Below are 16,945 nucleotides of genomic sequence, written 5' to 3' on the forward strand. Positions count from 1 at the left end.
GAGGGCGTGGGAGTCCGGCTTGCCGACGATCTGCCGGGAACCGGCAGCAAGACCTGTCATGCGGTGGGTCAGACTCAAAGAGGTCCCTGACGTGGGGCTGGTGCCCAGCCCATCGCTGCCGTCGTAACCTCCGAAAGCTCCCACGCCCTCCGGGCAGAAGCAAAGCCTGCAACGTTGCTTCTGCCCGGAGGACGCGGAGCGTCCAAAACGCCGCTACCACGCAGAGCTTGGAAGCGACCAAGGATCACTCAACGATCACTCAGGCTACCTGTGCTTCTTCTTGCCCTTGTCCAGCGCCGCTTGCAGCGCGTCGTTGATGGTGCGCAACACTTTCACCCGGGCCCAGCGTTTGTCGTTGGCTTCGACCAGGGTCCAGGGGGCAATCTCGGTGCTGGTGCGGTCAACCATGTCGCCCACGGCCTCGCGGTACAGGGGCCATTTCTTGCGGTTGCGCCAGTCGTCTTCGGTGATCTTGTGGCGCTTGAAGGGGATGTCCTCCCGTTCCTGAAAACGCGCCAGCTGCGTCTCTTCGTCAATCGCCAGCCAGAACTTCACCACCACCGTACCCGCCTCGGTGAGCTGCTCTTCGAAATCGTTGATCTCGCTGTAGGCCCGCAGCCAGTCGGCCTCGGTGCAGAAGCCCTCGACCCGCTCCACTAGGACCCGCCCATACCAGGAGCGGTCGAAAATGGTGAATTTGCCGCGGGCCGGAATCTGCCGCCAGAAGCGCCACAGGTACGGCTGCGCGCGTTCATCTTCCGTAGGCGCGGCAATCGGCACCACGTTGTACTGGCGGGGGTCGAGCGCCGCCGCCACCCGTTTGATCGCCCCACCCTTGCCCGCCGCGTCATTGCCTTCGAACACCGCCACCAGCGCATGACCGCGCATGCGCTTGTCGCGCATCAGGCCGGACAACCGCGCCTGTTCGGTGATCAGTTGCTCGTCGTAATCGTCCTTTTCCAGGCTCAGGGTCATGTCCAGGCTGCCAAGCAGGGTGCGCTCGTGATTGTTGCCTGGCAGCGGCCCGAGGTTGACGAGGTGGGTGTCCTCCTCCGGGGTTTTCAGTGCGCTTTGCATCCCTTCCAGCAGCAAGCGACCTACCGCCAGGCTGCGGTAGTTGGGGTCGACGCCTTCGATCACGTGCCACGGCGCGTACTCGCGACTGCTGCGGCGCAGCACCCGTTCACCGAAGCGCACGAACTTGTCGTAGGTTTTGGACTGCTGCCAGTCAAGCGGGCTGATGCGCCAGCTGTGCAGCGGGTCGTCGCGCAGGGTTTTCAGACGCAGCTTCATGTCCTTCTTGGACAGGTGAAACCAGAACTTGAAGATCAGCGCGCCTTCATCGGTCAGCATCTTTTCCAGCCGCTCGGCGCTGTTGATCGCCTGGTCCAGAATCGGCCCCTTGAACTCGCCGTTCACCCGCCCCTGAATCATCTGGCTGTACCAGTTGCCGAAGAACACGCCCATGCGACCCTTGGCCGGCAGTTGTCGCCAGTAGCGCCAGGCCGCCGGGTGGGCCAGTTCCTCGTCGGTACGCTGATCGAAGGTGCGCACTTCTATATAGCGCGGGTCCATCCATTCGTTGAGCAGCTTGACCGTCTCACCCTTGCCCGCGCCTTCGATGCCATTGATCAGCACGATGATCGGGCGCTTGCGCTGCTCATGCAGTTCGTACTGAGCTTCGAGCAAGGCCTCTCGCAGGGCGGGGACTTGTGCGTCGTAGGTGTCTTTGTCGACGGCGTGACCAATTTCGGCGGATTCGAACATGCGTGCCTCCCATGACAGTGGACCAAGCCTGGCAGCCGCTTGGGCAATGAAGGGTAGGACCGCGGCCACGCCGGATCACTCCCTGCCGATGCAAATTCGGCCGTTCGCGTTTTAAGCACCGGCCTCGCCCCCGCCCCGTCGCGGCGTTAAGATTGCCGCCTATTCGTGTCGAGCCCACCATGACCATCACTCCCCACGCCCAGATCGACTGGGACGAGCACGGCAATCCTCATTCCCGTGCGTTTGCCGACGTGTACTTTTCCACCGAGTCGGGGCTGGCAGAAACGCGGCACGTGTTCCTGACCCAGAACGACTTGCAGGCGCGATTCACGGCGCTCCCCGCCGACGGCCGTCTGGTGATCGGCGAAACCGGTTTCGGCACCGGGCTGAATTTTCTCTGTGCCTGGCAGCTGTTCGAGGCCTGCGCGGTGCCGGGTGCGCGGCTGCAGTTCGTCAGCGTCGAAAAGTACCCGCTCACCCTGGCCGATCTGCAACGCGCGCTGGCCTTGTGGCCGGAGCTGAGCGTCTTCGCTGACCCGTTGTTGAGCCAATACGTGGCCGTGCATGAAGGCTTTCAGCGCTTTGTGTTCGACCAGGGACGCGTGACCCTGACCCTGTTGATCGGCGACGCGCTGGAACTGCTGCCGCAGCTGGACGGGCAGATCGATGCGTGGTTTCTCGACGGGTTTGCCCCGGCCAAAAACCCGGACATGTGGACCCCGGAACTGTTCGCCGAACTGGCCAGACTCGCCGCCCCGCATTCCACACTCGCCACCTTCACCAGCACTGGCTGGGTCCGCCGCGCGCTGAATGCCGCCGGATTCCGGATGAAGCGTGTGCCGGGCATCGGCCATAAATGGGAGGTGCTCAAAGGCGCATTTCTGGGATGGCCGGACGATGTGCCTGCTGCGCCGTCAGCCAAGCCATGGTTCGCGCGGCCGCGGCCTGTCATCGGAGCGCGCAAGGCCATCGTCATCGGCGCCGGCCTGGCGGGCTGCGCCACGTCGCAAAGTCTGGCGGCGCGGGGTTGGCAGGTCAGTCTGCTGGAGCGTCATCACGACATTGCGCAAGAGGCGTCGGGCAACCTGCAGGGCGTGCTGTATCTCAAACTGTCGGCCCACGGCACCGCGCTGTCGCAGCTGATCCTCAGCGGTTTCGGCCACACGCGCCGGTTGCTTGAGCGCTTGCAGCGGGGCGTCGACTGGGACAACTGTGGCGTGTTGCAGCTGGCGTTCGATGCAAAGGAAGCAGAGCGTCAGGCGCAATTGGGCCAGGCGTTCCCGGCGGAGCTGTTGCAGGTGCTGGATCGCCCGGACGCCGAGGCGCGTGCCGGCATTGCCCTGACCTCCGGCGGGTTGTATTACCCCGAAGGCGGCTGGGTCCACCCCCCTACGCTGTGCCGCCATCAGGCAGCGTCGAGCAACATCCAATTGATGGCCCATCACGACGTGGTCGAGCTGCGTCGTGACAACGGCGTTTGGCAGGCGTGGGATGGCCAGGTTTTACTGGACTCGGCGCCGGTGGTGGTGCTGGCCGGGGCAGCGGAGGTCAAACGCTTTGCGGCCAGCGCCGAGTTGCCGCTCAAGCGTATTCGCGGGCAGATCACCCACTTGCAGGAGACGGAGGCCAGCGCATCGCTGAGCACCGTGGTCTGCGCAGAGGGCTACGTCGTACCGGGTCGATTGGGTGAACACACGCTGGGTGCGAGCTTTGATTTCAAATCGGATGACCTGACGCCGACCACGGCTGAGCACCTGGGCAATCTGGACCTGCTCCGGGAGATTTCCGAAGACCTGATAGATCGCTTGAACGTCGGCGCGTTGGCGGATGAGGCACTGGAGGGACGCGCGGCCTTTCGCTGCACCAGCCCGGATTATCTGCCCATCGTCGGGCCATTGGCGGATAGACAGGCGTTTATCGAGGCGTATGCGGTGCTGGGCAAGGATGCGCGGCAAGTGCCGCAGACCGAATGCCCGTGGATCGAAGGCTTGTACATCAACAGCGGCCATGGCTCGCGCGGCCTGATCACTGCGCCGCTGTCCGGGGAGTTGATCGCCGCCTGGCTGGACAACGAACCCCTGCCCCTGCCCCGCGCCGTGGCCGAAGCCTGCCACCCGAACCGGTTTGTGTTGCGGCAGTTGATTCGGGGCAAGTGATTGCGCGTTCTGTAGGAGCCAACGTGTTGGCGAAGCGGGCAATGCGGTGTGTCAGGCAACATGCTTCGCGAACAAGTTCGCTCCTACAGGATGCTCACGGACCTGTAGGAGCTGACGACCCTACGGGAGGCTGCGATGCGGTACATCTGACACACCCCATCCGAGTGCTTTACTGCCGGTTCCCGGCAGATCGCTGGCAAGCCAAGCTCCCACGGCCTCCGGCCAGAATCAAAAACAACTGAATAGTCCGTTCAACCGGTGTTACCGATGGAACGCCTCGCGAACAAGTTCACTCCTACACAGGGTCTGCTCCACACCAATCCGTTATCCTCGGCCCTACTCCCTCTCAGGCGAACCTCGATGCTGCAAGTCCAAGGCGTGTTCAAAAGCTATGCCACGGCGCAAGGTCCGTTGGCGGTGTTGCGGGGGGCGGATTTGCAGTTGGCGCAGGGCACCAGCCTGGCGTTGATGGGCGAATCCGGCAGCGGCAAAAGCACGCTCCTGCACCTGGTGGCCGGGCTGGATCAGGTGGACAGCGGCAGCATCGAGGTCGCCGGTCAGCGTCTGGACCAGATGAACGAAGCGCAACTGGCCAACTGGCGGCGCACGGAAATCGGCTTGGTGTTTCAGCAGTTCAACCTCATTGGCAGCCTGAAAGTCGAAGACAACCTGGCGTTTCAGGCGCGCCTGGCCGGGCGTTACCAGCCGCCGTGGCAAGCGCAACTGGTGGAACGTCTGGGCCTGGGGGATTTGCTCAAGCGCTACCCGGAGCAATTGTCCGGCGGCCAACAGCAACGGGTCGCCATCGGACGCGCCCTCGCGTCGCGCCCCTCATTGCTGCTGGCGGACGAACCCACGGGCAACCTCGACGAAGCCACCAGCGATGACGTGCTGCAGTTGCTGCTGGACTTGCTCGCGGACAGCCCCACCAGCCTGTTGATGGTCACTCACAGCCCTCGGGTGGCGGCACGGCTGTCACGGCAGGCCGTCTTGCAACGCGGACGTCTGGCTGCTGAAGACGGCGAGCGCTGAGATGCGGGTTTTCTATTGGACCCTGCGCGCCCTGATCAGCCACTGGCGCCGTCACCCCGTGCAGTTTTTCAGCGTGCTTACCGGTTTGTGGCTGGCCACCAGCCTGCTGACCGGGGTTCAGGCGCTCAACAGTCAGGCGCGGGACAGTTACGCCAAGGCCAGCCAGCTGATCGGCGGCGAACCCCAGGCCAGCCTCGCGTCGGCCAATGGCACGCCGTTCCCTCAGGCGCTGTTCGTCAGCCTGCGGCGCACCGGCTGGCCGGTCTCCCCCATCGTGCGCGGGCGCATCGTGCTCAAGGGCCTGCCCGAGCAGCGCCTGCAGCTGATGGGCATCGAGCCGGTGTCCATGCCCAACGGCACCGCGCTGGCCGGGCAAACCCTGGACACCGCGCAGTTGGTCGATTTCTTTACCCCACCGGGCAGCACCTGGGTCTCGCCGCAAACCCTCAAGGCACTGGGCTTGAACGAGGGGGATCAACCGCTCACGGAATCCGGCCACGCCCTGCCGCCGTTGCACGCTCAAACGGACATGGCGCCGGGCCTGCTGCTGGTGGACATCGGTTTCGCGCAACAGCTGTTAAACATGCCGCAGCAGGTTTCGCACCTGCTGTTGCCCAAGGATTTCGCGGCCAACCCGCCGCCGCTGCCGGATGACGTCGCCGGGCAGTTGGTGTTCAAGAAAAGCGGCGAAGACAACGACCTCAGCCGGCTCACCGAAAGCTTTCACCTGAACCTCGACGCACTGGGATTTCTGTCGTTTGTGGTCGGGCTGTTCATCGTGCACGCGGCCATCGGTCTGGCGCTGGAGCAGCGTCGCGGCTTGCTGCGCAACTTGCGGGCCTGCGGGGTCAGCGCCCGACTGCTGATTACCAGCCTGGCCGTGGAATTGGGCGCACTGGCCCTGCTCGGCGGCATCATGGGCGTCATCAGCGGCTATTGGCTGGCCAGCGTGTTGCTGCCGGATGTCGCTGCCAGCCTGCGCGGTTTGTACGGGGCCGAAGTGGCCGGACAGCTGACCCTCAGCCCGTTGTGGTGGCTGAGTGGTTTGGGCGTGAGCTTGTTGGGCGCGTTTCTCGCCGGGGCCAACAGTCTGTTGCGGGCGGCGCGCCTGCCGTTGCTGGCACTGGCCAACGCCCAGGCGTGGCATGAAGGACATTCGCGCTGGCTGCGGCGTCAGGGCTGGATCGCCGGTGCCGCCCTGCTCATCGCGCTGTTGGCCGGGTTGTTTGGCGACAGCCTGGCCCTGGGCTTTGTACTGATGGCCAGTCTGCTGCTGGGCGCCGCGCTGGGTCTGCCGGTGCTGCTCAACGCCCTGCTCAACGGTTTGCTGGGCAAAAGCCGCTCGGTGCTGGGCCAGTGGTTTCTCGCCGATTGCCGTCAGCAGTTGCCGGCCTTGAGCCTGGCGTTAATGGCGCTGCTGCTGGCGATGGCGGCGAACATTGGCGCAGGCAGCATGACCTCGGGTTTCCGTCAGACCTTCAATAACTGGCTGGAGCAACGCTTGAGCGCCGAGCTGTACGTCAACCCCGCCGACGCCAGCCAGGCGTTGCCGCTGCAGACGTGGCTGAGCCAGCAAGGGCTGATCTCTGCCGTGCTGCCCAACTTTCAAGTGCCCATCCAGCTCAACGGCTGGCCGGCAGACCTGTATGGCATCGTCGATAACCCGCACTATCGCCAGCACTGGCCGCTGCTGGAGTCGGTGAGCGGCGATGCCTGGGCGCAGCTGGCCAAAGACGACACACTGATGCTCAGCGAACAACTGGCGCGCCGGCTCAAGGTGGACGTGGGCGACGACGTCAAACTGCCCGCCCCCGACGGCGAGTGGCGCCTGAAAGTGGTGGGCATCTACGCCGACTACGGCAACCCCAAGGGCCACATTCTGGTCAACGCCGACCACCTGCTGCATCACTGGCCGCAACTGACGCCCACTCGCTTCAACCTGCGCATCGACCCCCGCGCCGTGCCGCAGCTGTTGCGCTTGCTGCACAACAAATTCCAGCTCGACGACAGCCACATCATTGATCAGACCCAGCTCAAGACCTGGTCCAGCCAGATTTTCGAACGCACCTTTGCCGCCACCGCCGCGCTCAATAGCCTGACGCTGGGGGTGGCCGGTGTTGCGCTGTTCATCAGCCTGCTGACCCAGAGCCAGAGCCGTCTCAGCCAGCTCGCGCCGCTGTGGGCATTGGGGGTGACGCGGCGCCAGCTGATGCTGTTGAACCTGGCGCAAACCTGGCTGCTGGCGGTGTTGACCTTGGTGCTGGCGTTGCCGCTGGGGCTGATGCTGGCCTGGTGCCTGGACGCGGTGATCAACGTGCAGGCGTTCGGCTGGCGACTGCCGCTGCAGATCTTCCCCCTGCAACTGCTGCAATTGATGGGGCTGGCGCTGCTGGCGACACTGCTCGCCTCGGCGTGGCCGCTGTACCGGTTGTCGCGCACGCAGCCCGCCGATTTGATCAGGACCTTTGCCAATGAGAATTGACTGGGCAGCGTGCCTGCTAGCCGCGCTGTTACTGAGCGGCTGCGACGACAAACCGGCCGAAGAAAAGGGTTTCGCCGGGCTGGCCGACGATGCTGCCAGCTACGCGCAGGTCACGCCGGGCAAACGCTTTGTGTTCCCGGAGGACCACGGCCCACACGACGGTTTCCGCATCGAGTGGTGGTACATCACCGCCAACCTCAAGGACGACAAGGGTCAACCCTTCGGCGTGCAGTGGACGCTGTTCCGCAGCGCCCTGCCGCGCGCGTCTGGGACCGTGACCGACGCGCAAGGCTGGGCCAACCGCAACCTGTGGATGGGCCACGCGGCCGTGACGTCGGGCAACGCGCACTACGCCACCGAACGATACGCACGGGGCGGCGTGCAACAGGCGGGCGTGACCAGCGTGCCGTTCGCCGCGTGGATCGACGACTGGTCGCTGAAGAGTCAGCCCGGCGTGGAAAACCCGTTGGCCGACATGCAGCTTCAGGCCAGCGGTCCGCAGTTCAACTACCGCTTGCACCTGACTTCCAGCAAGCCGCTGGTGCTGCAGGGCGATCAGGGTTTCAGCCAGAAGTCCGAAGAAGGCCAGGCGTCGTATTACTACAGCCAGCCGTTTTTCGACGCGGACGGCAGCGTGACCATTGACGGCAAAACCTATCAGGTCACCGGCTCAGCGTGGCTGGACCGGGAATGGAGCAGCCAGCCCCTGACTGCCAATCAGACCGGCTGGGACTGGTTCTCGGTGCACCTGCAGGACGGCGCGCAAGTGATGCTGTATCGCATGCGGCAAAAGACGGGCGAACCCTATTTGACCGGGACCTGGATCAACGCGGACGGCAGCACCGAACAGCTCGCCGGCAAAGACATCAGCCTGACCCCCACTGCCACCACCGAGGTGGCCGGGCATTCGATGCCGACCCGCTGGTCAGTCAAGATTCCGGCCAAGGGTCTGGACATCACCACCACCGCCCTCAACCCCAAGGCCTGGATGAACCTGCGCATTCCGTATTGGGAAGGGCCGGTCACGTTGAGCGGCAGCCATCAAGGGGTCGGGTATCTGGAGATGACCGGGTATTGACTGCCACCAGACTGTGGGAGGGAGCTTGCTCGCGAAAAGGCCAGCACAGAGAACTCGTAACTGGAGCCGGGAAAGCTTCGCGGGCAAGCCTCGCTCCAACAGATAGTCGTCATACCAACCAGAACCATCAGAGGACTTGTGCCCTATTCCTGGCCAGCATCGCTCCAACGGATAGGCGATACGCCAAGCAGAACCGCGCGCTTATAACCGAACGTTCTAAAACTCTGACAAATCCTGTAGGTCAGTCTTTGGGTGGCCGGACTTCCCGTCCACGTTCCCCAACGGAAAACCGGTAAGGATTTTATGTGCGGATTAGCTGGCGAATTACGCTTTGATCATCAACCTGCGGACCTCGCCGCGGTAGAACGTATCACCCATCATCTGGCCCCTCGCGGTCCGGATGCCTGGGGTTTTCATAGCCAAGGGCCGATTGCCCTAGGCCATCGGCGCCTGAAAATCATGGACCTGTCCGACGGCTCGGCGCAGCCGATGATCGACAGCCACCTGGGCCTTTCACTGGCCTTCAACGGCGCGATTTACAACTTCCCTGAATTGCGTACCGAGCTTGAAGCGCTGGGCTACACCTTCCACTCCGGTGGCGACACCGAAGTGCTGCTCAAGGGCTATCACGCCTGGGGCGCCGACCTGCTGCCCAAGCTCAACGGCATGTTCGCCTTCGCCATCTGGAACCGTGACTCACGCGAGCTGTTCATCGCCCGAGACCGTCTGGGCGTCAAGCCGCTGTACTTCTCGCGCACCGACAAACGCATTCGCTTCGCCTCGACCCTGCCTGCCCTGCTCAAGGGTGGCGACATCAGTCCGATGCTTGATCCGATTGCGCTGAACCACTACCTGAATTTCCACGCCGTGGTCCCTGCGCCGCGCACCTTGCTGGCCGGCGTTGAGAAAGTGCCGCCGGCGACCTGGATGCGCATTCAAGCCAACGGCGACACCGAGCAGCAAGTCTGGTGGACGCTGCCTTACGGTCCGCGTGCCGATGAGCTGAACCTGACCCTGGAAGACTGGCGCGACCGCGTGCTCGACAGCACTCGCGACGCCGTGGCCATCCGTCAACGGGCGGCCGTGGATGTGGGCGTGCTGCTTTCCGGTGGCGTGGACTCCAGCATGCTGGTGGGCCTGCTCCGTGAAGTCGGGGTCAAGGACCTGTCGACCTTCTCCATCGGCTTTCAGGATGCTGGCGGCGAGCGCGGCGACGAGTTCCAGTATTCGGACCTGATCGCCAAGCACTACGGCACCAACCACCATCAGTTGCGGATCAAGGAAAGCGAGATCATCGAGCAGCTGCCTGCGGCGTTCCGCGCCATGAGCGAGCCGATGGTCAGCCACGACTGCATCGCCTTTTACCTGCTGTCCCGGGAAGTGGCCAAGCACTGCAAAGTGGTGCAAAGCGGCCAGGGTGCCGACGAGCTGTTCGCCGGTTACCACTGGTACCCGCAGGTGGACGGCGCCAGCGATCCGTACGCGGCCTATCGCGATGCGTTTTTCGACCGCAGCTACGACGAATACGCCGCCACGGTCACGCCAAAATGGCTGACGCCCAATGACGCCGCCGGTGACTTCGTGCGGGATCATTTCGCCATGCCCGGTGCCGACGCAGCGGTGGATAAAGCCCTGCGCCTGGACAGCACCGTGATGCTGGTGGACGACCCGGTCAAGCGCGTGGACAACATGACCATGGCCTGGGGTCTGGAAGCGCGCACGCCGTTTCTCGATTACCGCCTGGTTGAACTGTCGGCCCGTGTGCCAGGCAAATTCAAGCTGCCAGACGGCGGCAAGCAGGTGCTCAAGGAAGCTGCGCGTCTGGTGATTCCTTCGGAAGTGATCGACCGCAAGAAGGGTTATTTCCCGGTGCCGGGCCTCAAGCACCTGCAGGGCGACACCCTCAATTGGGTCCGTGACCTGCTGCTGGACCCGAGCCAGGACCGTGGCGTGTACAACCCTGACATGCTGGACAAATTGCTCACCGACCCACAGGGTCAGCTGACGCCTCTGCGCGGCTCCAAGCTCTGGCAGCTTGCCGCGTTGAACCTGTGGCTCAGCGAACAAGGACTCTGATTCGATGAAAGCCAACGCCTCGATTTACAACCAACGTTTATTGCGCGGCCAGTCGCCGTCCTATGAACGGCTGCAGGCGCGCTTGGCCGAAGATGGCAGTGATCAGAGCGCAGAGCCGTTGGCCCTGCACTGTGGCTGGGGTCGGCTGTTGATCGGCCACACTTACCCGGACCCCAGCACTTTGGCCACCGACCTGCTGAATGAAAAGAGCGGCGAGCGCGACATCGCCTTGTATGTCGCCGCACCGCAGCAGGTGCTGGCGCAGTCGCCGCAGCAACTGTTTCTCGACCCGTCGGATACCTTGCGCCTGTGGTTCAGCGATTACCGGCCGGCGCAGCGGGTGTTTCGCGGGTTTCGGATTCGTCGCGCGCAAAATCAGGCGGACTGGGAGGCGATCAACAACCTGTACATCGCCCGCAGCATGCTGCCCATCGACTCGTCGCTGTTGACCCCGCGTCACCTGGGCGGACCGGTGTACTGGATCGCCGAGGACGAAAGCACCAACGCGGTGATCGGCAGCGTCATGGGGGTGAATCACCGCAAGGCCTTCAATGACCCGGAAAACGGCAGCAGTTTGTGGTGCCTGGCCGTAGATCCGCAGTGCACGCGCCCCGGTGTCGGCGAAGTGCTGGTGCGCCATCTGATCGAACATTTCCAGAGCCGAGGCCTGTCGTACCTGGACCTCTCGGTGCTGCACGACAACGAACACGCGAAAAGCCTGTACGCCAAGCTGGGCTTCCGCACGCTGCCGACCTTCGCCATCAAGCGCAAGAACGGCATCAACGAGAAGCTGTTTCTGGGCCCCGGCCCGCAGGCGGATTTCAACCCGTATGCGCGCATCATCGTGGATGAAGCCCACCGTCGCGGCATCGAAGTGCAAGTGGATGACGCCCCTGCCGGGCTGTTCACGTTGATTCACGGGGGACGCCGCATCCGCTGCCGCGAATCCCTCAGCGACCTGACCACTGCGGTCAGCATGACCCTGTGCCAGGACAAAAGCATGACCCACCGCTGCCTGAAGGCGGCGGGCCTGGAAATGCCTGCGCAGCAATTGGCGGGCAGCGCCGATGACAACCAGGCCTTCCTCGACGCGCATAAAGCCATCGTGGTCAAACCGCTGGACGGCGAGCAGGGTCACGGCGTGGCGGTCAATCTTCGGGACATCGAGGACGTGCAAGCCGCCATCGAACGCGCGCGGCAATTCGATACCAACGTGTTGATGGAAAGCTTTCACGAAGGGCTGGACCTGCGGATTGTGGTGATCGGCTTTGACGTGGTGGCAGCGGCGATCCGTCGTCCGGCAGAAATCATCGGCGACGGTACCCACACCGTCGCGCAGCTGATCGAAGCGCAAAGCCGTCGTCGCTCGGCGGCCACCGGCGGTGAAAGCAAGATTCCGGTGGACGAAGAAACCCGGCGCACCGTCGCTGATGCGGGATTTGAGTTCGACAGCGTCCTGCCGGCCGATCAGAAGCTGGCGGTCCGACGCACCGCCAACCTGCACACTGGTGGGGTGCTGGAAGATGTGACCACGATCCTGCACCCGGTGCTGAAAGACGCCGCCATCCGCGCCGCCCGTGCGCTGGACATCCCCGTCGTCGGCCTGGACCTGATGGTCCCCGCCGCCGATCAACCGGACTATGTGTTCATCGAAGCCAACGAACGCTGCGGCTTGGCCAACCACGAGCCACAGCCCACCGCCGAACGCTTTGTCGACCTGTTGTTTCCTCACAGCCTGCCCGTGCATGGCTGATCTGCCGCGCTCCCTGTAGGAGCGAACTTGTTCGCGAAACGTAGGCGGCCTCAACCGGTTTGTAGCCCCGGTCACCGCTTCGCGAATGAATTCGCGCCTACAGGGGATGTGTCGTTTTATCGAATTCAGGAGTATCTCCATGACCACTGCAAAACAGAAAATCCTCGACCCGGATCTGAATTACCTGCAGAAAGTCCTGCTGGAAATGCTCGCGATTCCCAGCCCGACCGGCTTCACCGACACCATCGTGCGGTATGTCGCCGAGCGTCTGGAAGAGTTGGGCATTCCGTTTGAATTGACCCGTCGCGGGACGATTCGCGCCACGTTGAAGGGCAAACAGAACAGCCCCGACCGCGCCGTCTCCGCGCACCTGGACACCATCGGCGCCAGCGTGCGCGAAGTGAAAGACAACGGCCGTCTGGGCCTGGCCCCCGTGGGGCACTGGTCGAGCCGGTTTGCCGAGGGCAGTCGCGTCAGCGTGTTCACCGACACCGGGGTGATCCGCGGCAGTGTCTTGCCGCTGATGGCCTCGGGGCACGCTTACAACACCGCCGTCGACACACTGCCGATCAGCTGGGACCACATCGAGCTGCGCCTGGACGCCTACTCCGCCACTCGCGCCGACTGCGATTCCCTGGGGGTCAACATCGGTGACTTCGTGGCTTTCGATCCATTGCCAGAGTTCACCGACAGCGGGCACATCAGCGCTCGCCACCTGGACGACAAGGCCGGGGTTGCCGCCTTGCTCACCTCGCTCAAGGCCATCGTCGACAGTGGCGTGGAGCCGTTGATCGATTGCCACCCGCTGTTCACCATCACCGAAGAAACCGGGACCGGCGCAGCGGGCGGTCTGCCGTGGGACGTTAGCGAATTCGTGGGCATCGACATCGCCCCGGTCGCCCCCGGCCAGCATTCCAGCGAGCATGCGGTGAGTGTGGCGATGCAGGATTCCGGTGGGCCGTACGACTATCACCTGTCGAGGCACCTGTTACGGCTGGGCGCGGAAAAGGAACTCTCGGTCCGTCGCGACCTGTTTCGCTATTATTACAGCGACGCCCATTCGGCGATTGCCGCCGGTTACGACACGCGTACCGCGTTGCTGGCGTTCGGCTGCGACGCGACCCACGGTTACGAGCGCACGCACATCGACAGCCTCAACACCCTGAGCCGGTTGCTCACCGCGTACATCATGAGCCCGCCAGTGTTCGCCAGCGATGCGGCGCCGGCCAATGCGTCGCTGGAGAATTTCAGCCATCAGCTGGAACACGACGCGCAGATGGAAACCGACACCCGGGTACCGGCGGTGGATACGTTGGTGGGGCAGCAGTAAACGCTTTTCCTGTTGGCATCTGACGCGATGCCAGATCGCTTCTGTAGGAGCGCGCTTGCCCGCGAAGAGGATCAACGCGGTGTGTCTGACACACTGCGTCGTCTGAATCGCGGGCAAGCGCGCTCCTACAGTCAGTCAATGCGTGGGAAAGGTCAGACGGTCGGGTAGCCTGACGCCGCGCCGCACGCTAGCATCGCCCTCCTCCACCCCTGCCATCGTCACGAGAACCTTATGCTGATCCCCTACGACCAACTCGAAGCCGACACCCTGACGCGCCTGATCGAGGACTTCGTGACCCGTGAAGGTACCGACAACGGCGATGAGACCCCGCTGGAAACCCGCGTTTTACGGGTGCGCCATGCGCTGACCAAGGGCCAGGCGGTGATTTTCTTCGACCTCGACAGCCAGCAATGCCAGCTGATGCTCAAGCGCGACGTGCCCAAAGAGTATTTCGAGGACTGATCCCCAGATTCGCTGACTATTTAGTTGGCGGGTTTTCGGCGGCTTCCTTAGCGGCCATTTGTTCCAGCTTGGCGGCGATGCGCCGGAACACCTCGGTACGGTGAATCTTGACGTGCAACGGGGCATCGATGCCGAGTCGCACCTGATGGCCCGTGATGCCAAGTATCTGGATGGTGATGTCATCACCGATGGAAAACGTCTCGCCCACTTCCCGCGTCAATACCAGCATGGTGCTGCTCCCTTGTTCACTCGTGAACGCAGGTTGCCCCGGCAACGGGGACGCATCAATGCACCGCAGATAAATCAGTAATGCCCTTCAAACCCTATCAGCGAGGGCTGACAGACCAGTCCTACACTTGGCGTTCTGCGACCCCCAGTTTTCCGATCTGTACCGAGACGTGAGGTTTGATTATCAGGCTGCCGACCAGCGCGGACCGAACAGAATAATGGTGGCGCCGACGACGCAGAAGGCGATGCCTATCCAGTCCGACGTCAGGGGGCGGACGCGCTCGACCAGCCCTAGCCAGGCGATCGAGGCAACGATGTAAATCCCGCCATAGGCCGCGTAGGCACGGCCGGCATAGGTGGCTTCGACGCGTGTCAGCAGCAGGGCGAACAGGGTCAGGCTGACCAGTGCGGGAATGACCCACAACGCGCTTTTGCCCTGACGCAGCCACATCCAGAAGGCGTAGCAACCGGCGATTTCAAACAGCGCGGCCAGGAAAAACCAGACGTAATTGAGCACGTAGCGTTCTCTACATAAGCGGTGGGAAACAGCCCGGCCACCCTATCAGAAATCAGCCGCTGACGGCCTGCGGATCACGCCCGACCTTGCCTGGCCTTGGCGCGCATCTTCGCCGCCATGGTCGCCATGTCGTTGTAGATCAACTGCGGGTCTTTCTGTTTGACCTGCCAGGCCATGCGGCCTTCCTCGTGGGGCAGGATCATGAATTCGCCTAGAGCGACCTGCTGGAAAATGTAATCGGCAATCTGGGCAGCGTTGATCGGCGAGCTTTCCAGCAATTTGCCCACCTGAGCTTTCATCTCCGGGGTGGGGCCGCGAAAGGAATCCATCAGGTTGGTCTGGAAAAACGACGGGCACACCACGTGCACACCCACACCCTGCTCACGCAATTCCACCAGCAGGCTTTCCGACAGCGCCACCACCCCGGCCTTGGCCACGTTGTAGTTGCTCATCGCCGGGCCCTGCATCAGCGCCGCCATGGACGCGATGTTGATAATGGTGCCCTTGCTGGCTTCGATCAACGGCAGGAACGCCTTGCACCCTTTGACCACGCCCATTAGGTTGATCGCGATCTGCCAGTCCCAGTCTTCCAGGGACAGCTCACCAAAAAAACCGCCCGACGCCACCCCCGCGTTATTGACGATGACGTCGATGCCACCCAGCCGCTGCTCGCAGGCTTGTGCGAAGGCGGTCAGCTGGCTGTAGTCACGCACATCACACCGCTGGATGAAACCGTCACCACCGGCGTCGCGCACCCGCCTCAAGGTTTCGTTGAGGCCTTCATCGCTGATGTCCGACAGCGCCAGTTGCCAGCGCTCCCGGGCCCAGCGCAGTGCGATTTCGCGACCCAGCCCCGATCCGGCGCCCGTGATCATGATGCGATTTTGCATGGAAATAGCCTTGTGATTGCGAGGAGTGATGCCCGATTTAAGCAGACAAACCCGCCGGCAACGCCTCCATCCACTCGCTGAATATGCGAGGCAAACCCGTCACTCACCTCGTGGAAGACGTCGCCTGCAGCGCCGGATGAGCAGTCCATACATCAGCAGATTGATAGCCACCACGCTCGCGCCCAGCCACAGCTGAATGTCTGGTGTCAGGCCGACGGGGTAGATCAGCCCGATGAGGTGATGCTCGACGAAGCCACCCGAGTAACCGACCTCGCCCGCCCTTGTCCGCATCAGGTTTTCCAGCGGCGTCAGTGGGCAGTACAGGTGCAGAAACTCCACGGCCATGCCCCACGCTGCAGCCGGCACGTGCAACAGCGCGACCCACTTCCAACGCAAAACTAGAAGTCCGCCCAACATGACGAACGCGATGAAAATAAGATGCACCCACACGATGATGTCAGCGGCGATGCGAAAACCCATAGCGTGCTACCTTTTATTGGTCGATCTGGACCGGCCGGGTATTTATTAGTTCACCCTTTATTCGGGTCAATCCAACATTTAAAACGGTCATGACCCTGCTTGCTTCGCTGCGCTTTAACATTTCAAGCTGTTGATAAATATAGACTTATCCGGAATGTTAATTTTTATTTCAACCGTTTAGAACTTTCTTCGAACGGGCGCAGTCGGATGTTTCAAGCGGCATAACTTCTCGCTAAAGAGCATGAAGTCTGCACGTATCGCCATCTACCAAAGTGTAAAAGAAGGAACTCACGACATGGGCATCGGCACAATTCTTATCATCATCCTGATCTTGCTGCTGGTCGGCGGTCTGCCAGTATTCCCACACTCCAGAAGTTGGGGCTACGGTCCATCGGGCATTATCGGTACGATTCTGGTGATTCTGCTCATATTGGTGCTGCTCGGCAGGATATAACGCCCGGGCAGCCTCTGGAAAACCCCGCTTCGGCGGGGTTTTTTTTGGGGTTCGTTTTCTGGGGTTTACTCGTCCCTTGTAGGAGCTGACGAGCCCGTGCGAGGCTCCGGGGTCGCGCTCGACCGATGTGGTTTGTCTGACACGACTCGGGATTGGATCGGGTGAATATCCGTTATCGGAGGTGTTGCTGATATCGGTTCCGCCCTTACGGCGGGTTACTTTTGCCAAACGCCGCAAAAG

The 16,945-nt window shown here is 62.6% G+C and carries 14 protein-coding genes; 9 read left to right on the plus strand and 5 right to left on the minus strand.

All coding sequences use genetic code 11. The annotated features are described in order from the left end of the window. Positions 1-264 precede the first annotated feature (264 nt). Positions 265-1,767, minus strand: coding sequence for a polyphosphate:AMP phosphotransferase (gene pap / locus ABQX22_RS10630; protein WP_349799196.1), 1,503 nt, complete (start codon positions 1,765-1,767; stop codon positions 265-267). A gap of 179 nt (positions 1,768-1,946) precedes the next feature. On the opposite strand from pap, the gene mnmC reads away from it, so the two are divergent. From mnmC to ABQX22_RS10670, 8 genes are all read left to right on the plus strand, one after another. Next, positions 1,947-3,923: a bifunctional tRNA (5-methylaminomethyl-2-thiouridine)(34)-methyltransferase MnmD/FAD-dependent 5-carboxymethylaminomethyl-2-thiouridine(34) oxidoreductase MnmC gene (gene mnmC / locus ABQX22_RS10635; RefSeq protein WP_349799198.1), complete on the plus strand. Its 1,977-nt coding sequence runs from the start codon at positions 1,947-1,949 to the stop codon at positions 3,921-3,923. 360 nt (positions 3,924-4,283) lie between these two features. After that, positions 4,284-4,955, plus strand: coding sequence for an ABC transporter ATP-binding protein (locus tag ABQX22_RS10640; protein ID WP_349799200.1), 672 nt, complete (start codon positions 4,284-4,286; stop codon positions 4,953-4,955). A 1-nt stretch (position 4,956) separates the two neighbouring features. After that, on the plus strand, positions 4,957-7,437 hold the full coding sequence (locus tag ABQX22_RS10645; RefSeq protein ID WP_349799202.1) for an ABC transporter permease: 2,481 nt from the start codon (positions 4,957-4,959) through the stop codon (positions 7,435-7,437). After that, positions 7,427-8,515, plus strand: a complete 1,089-nt coding sequence (locus tag ABQX22_RS10650; protein WP_349799204.1) for a lipocalin-like domain-containing protein — start codon at positions 7,427-7,429, stop codon at positions 8,513-8,515. The genes ABQX22_RS10645 and ABQX22_RS10650 overlap by 11 nt, the downstream gene beginning before the upstream one ends. A 303-nt stretch (positions 8,516-8,818) precedes the next feature. Next, positions 8,819-10,591, plus strand: coding sequence for an N-acetylglutaminylglutamine amidotransferase (locus ABQX22_RS10655; protein WP_349799206.1), 1,773 nt, complete (start codon positions 8,819-8,821; stop codon positions 10,589-10,591). A gap of 4 nt (positions 10,592-10,595) precedes the next feature. Continuing rightward, positions 10,596-12,344, plus strand: coding sequence for an N-acetylglutaminylglutamine synthetase (gene ngg / locus ABQX22_RS10660; RefSeq protein WP_349799208.1), 1,749 nt, complete (start codon positions 10,596-10,598; stop codon positions 12,342-12,344). Positions 12,345-12,483: 139 nt separating this feature from the next. Further along, a complete protein-coding gene (locus ABQX22_RS10665) occupies positions 12,484-13,674 on the plus strand; it encodes an osmoprotectant NAGGN system M42 family peptidase (protein WP_349799210.1) in 1,191 nt (396 codons plus the stop codon). A 231-nt stretch (positions 13,675-13,905) separates the two neighbouring features. After that, positions 13,906-14,136: a YheU family protein gene (locus ABQX22_RS10670; RefSeq protein WP_349799212.1), complete on the plus strand. Its 231-nt coding sequence runs from the start codon at positions 13,906-13,908 to the stop codon at positions 14,134-14,136. Between the two features lie 16 nt (positions 14,137-14,152). On the opposite strand, the gene csrA is transcribed toward ABQX22_RS10670, so the two are convergent. From csrA to ABQX22_RS10690, 4 genes are all read right to left on the minus strand, one after another. Continuing rightward, a complete protein-coding gene (csrA, locus tag ABQX22_RS10675; RefSeq protein ID WP_349799214.1) occupies positions 14,153-14,365 on the minus strand; it encodes a carbon storage regulator CsrA in 213 nt (70 codons plus the stop codon). Between the two features lie 183 nt (positions 14,366-14,548). Continuing rightward, entirely contained in the window at positions 14,549-14,881 is a 333-nt protein-coding gene (locus ABQX22_RS10680) for a YnfA family protein (RefSeq protein ID WP_349799216.1), read from the minus strand. Positions 14,882-14,955: 74 nt separating this feature from the next. Then, entirely contained in the window at positions 14,956-15,771 is an 816-nt protein-coding gene (locus ABQX22_RS10685) for an SDR family oxidoreductase (protein WP_349799218.1), read from the minus strand. A gap of 99 nt (positions 15,772-15,870) precedes the next feature. Continuing rightward, complete coding sequence (locus tag ABQX22_RS10690; RefSeq protein WP_349799219.1) at positions 15,871-16,251, minus strand: DUF2784 domain-containing protein; 381 nt, start codon at positions 16,249-16,251, stop codon at positions 15,871-15,873. A gap of 241 nt (positions 16,252-16,492) precedes the next feature. On the opposite strand from ABQX22_RS10690, the gene ABQX22_RS10695 reads away from it, so the two are divergent. Beyond that, complete coding sequence (locus ABQX22_RS10695) at positions 16,493-16,705, plus strand: DUF3309 family protein (protein ID WP_441005265.1); 213 nt, start codon at positions 16,493-16,495, stop codon at positions 16,703-16,705. Positions 16,706-16,945 lie beyond the last annotated feature (240 nt).

It is taken from the genome of Xanthomonas sp. WHRI 1810A, assembly GCF_040202885.1.
In the GTDB taxonomy this organism is placed as follows: domain Bacteria; phylum Pseudomonadota; class Gammaproteobacteria; order Pseudomonadales; family Pseudomonadaceae; genus Aquipseudomonas.

What these genes read in the sequence shown, in the direction of transcription:
- pap (WP_349799196.1), bottom strand. Translation starts at nt 1,767, where the DNA reads ATGTTCGAATCCGCCGAAATTGGTCACGCCGTCGACAAAGACACCTAC.
- ABQX22_RS10685 (WP_349799218.1), bottom strand. Translation starts at nt 15,771, where the DNA reads ATGCAAAATCGCATCATGATCACGGGCGCCGGATCGGGGCTGGGTCGC.
- mnmC (WP_349799198.1), top strand. Translation starts at nt 1,947, where the DNA reads ATGACCATCACTCCCCACGCCCAGATCGACTGGGACGAGCACGGCAAT.
- ABQX22_RS10645 (WP_349799202.1), top strand. Translation starts at nt 4,957, where the DNA reads ATGCGGGTTTTCTATTGGACCCTGCGCGCCCTGATCAGCCACTGGCGC.
- ABQX22_RS10695 (WP_441005265.1), top strand. Translation starts at nt 16,493, where the DNA reads ATGAAGTCTGCACGTATCGCCATCTACCAAAGTGTAAAAGAAGGAACT.
- ABQX22_RS10640 (WP_349799200.1), top strand. Translation starts at nt 4,284, where the DNA reads ATGCTGCAAGTCCAAGGCGTGTTCAAAAGCTATGCCACGGCGCAAGGT.
- ABQX22_RS10690 (WP_349799219.1), bottom strand. Translation starts at nt 16,251, where the DNA reads ATGGGTTTTCGCATCGCCGCTGACATCATCGTGTGGGTGCATCTTATT.
- ABQX22_RS10655 (WP_349799206.1), top strand. Translation starts at nt 8,819, where the DNA reads ATGTGCGGATTAGCTGGCGAATTACGCTTTGATCATCAACCTGCGGAC.
- csrA (WP_349799214.1), bottom strand. Translation starts at nt 14,365, where the DNA reads ATGCTGGTATTGACGCGGGAAGTGGGCGAGACGTTTTCCATCGGTGAT.
- ABQX22_RS10665 (WP_349799210.1), top strand. Translation starts at nt 12,484, where the DNA reads ATGACCACTGCAAAACAGAAAATCCTCGACCCGGATCTGAATTACCTG.
- ABQX22_RS10650 (WP_349799204.1), top strand. Translation starts at nt 7,427, where the DNA reads ATGAGAATTGACTGGGCAGCGTGCCTGCTAGCCGCGCTGTTACTGAGC.
- ngg (WP_349799208.1), top strand. Translation starts at nt 10,596, where the DNA reads ATGAAAGCCAACGCCTCGATTTACAACCAACGTTTATTGCGCGGCCAG.
- ABQX22_RS10670 (WP_349799212.1), top strand. Translation starts at nt 13,906, where the DNA reads ATGCTGATCCCCTACGACCAACTCGAAGCCGACACCCTGACGCGCCTG.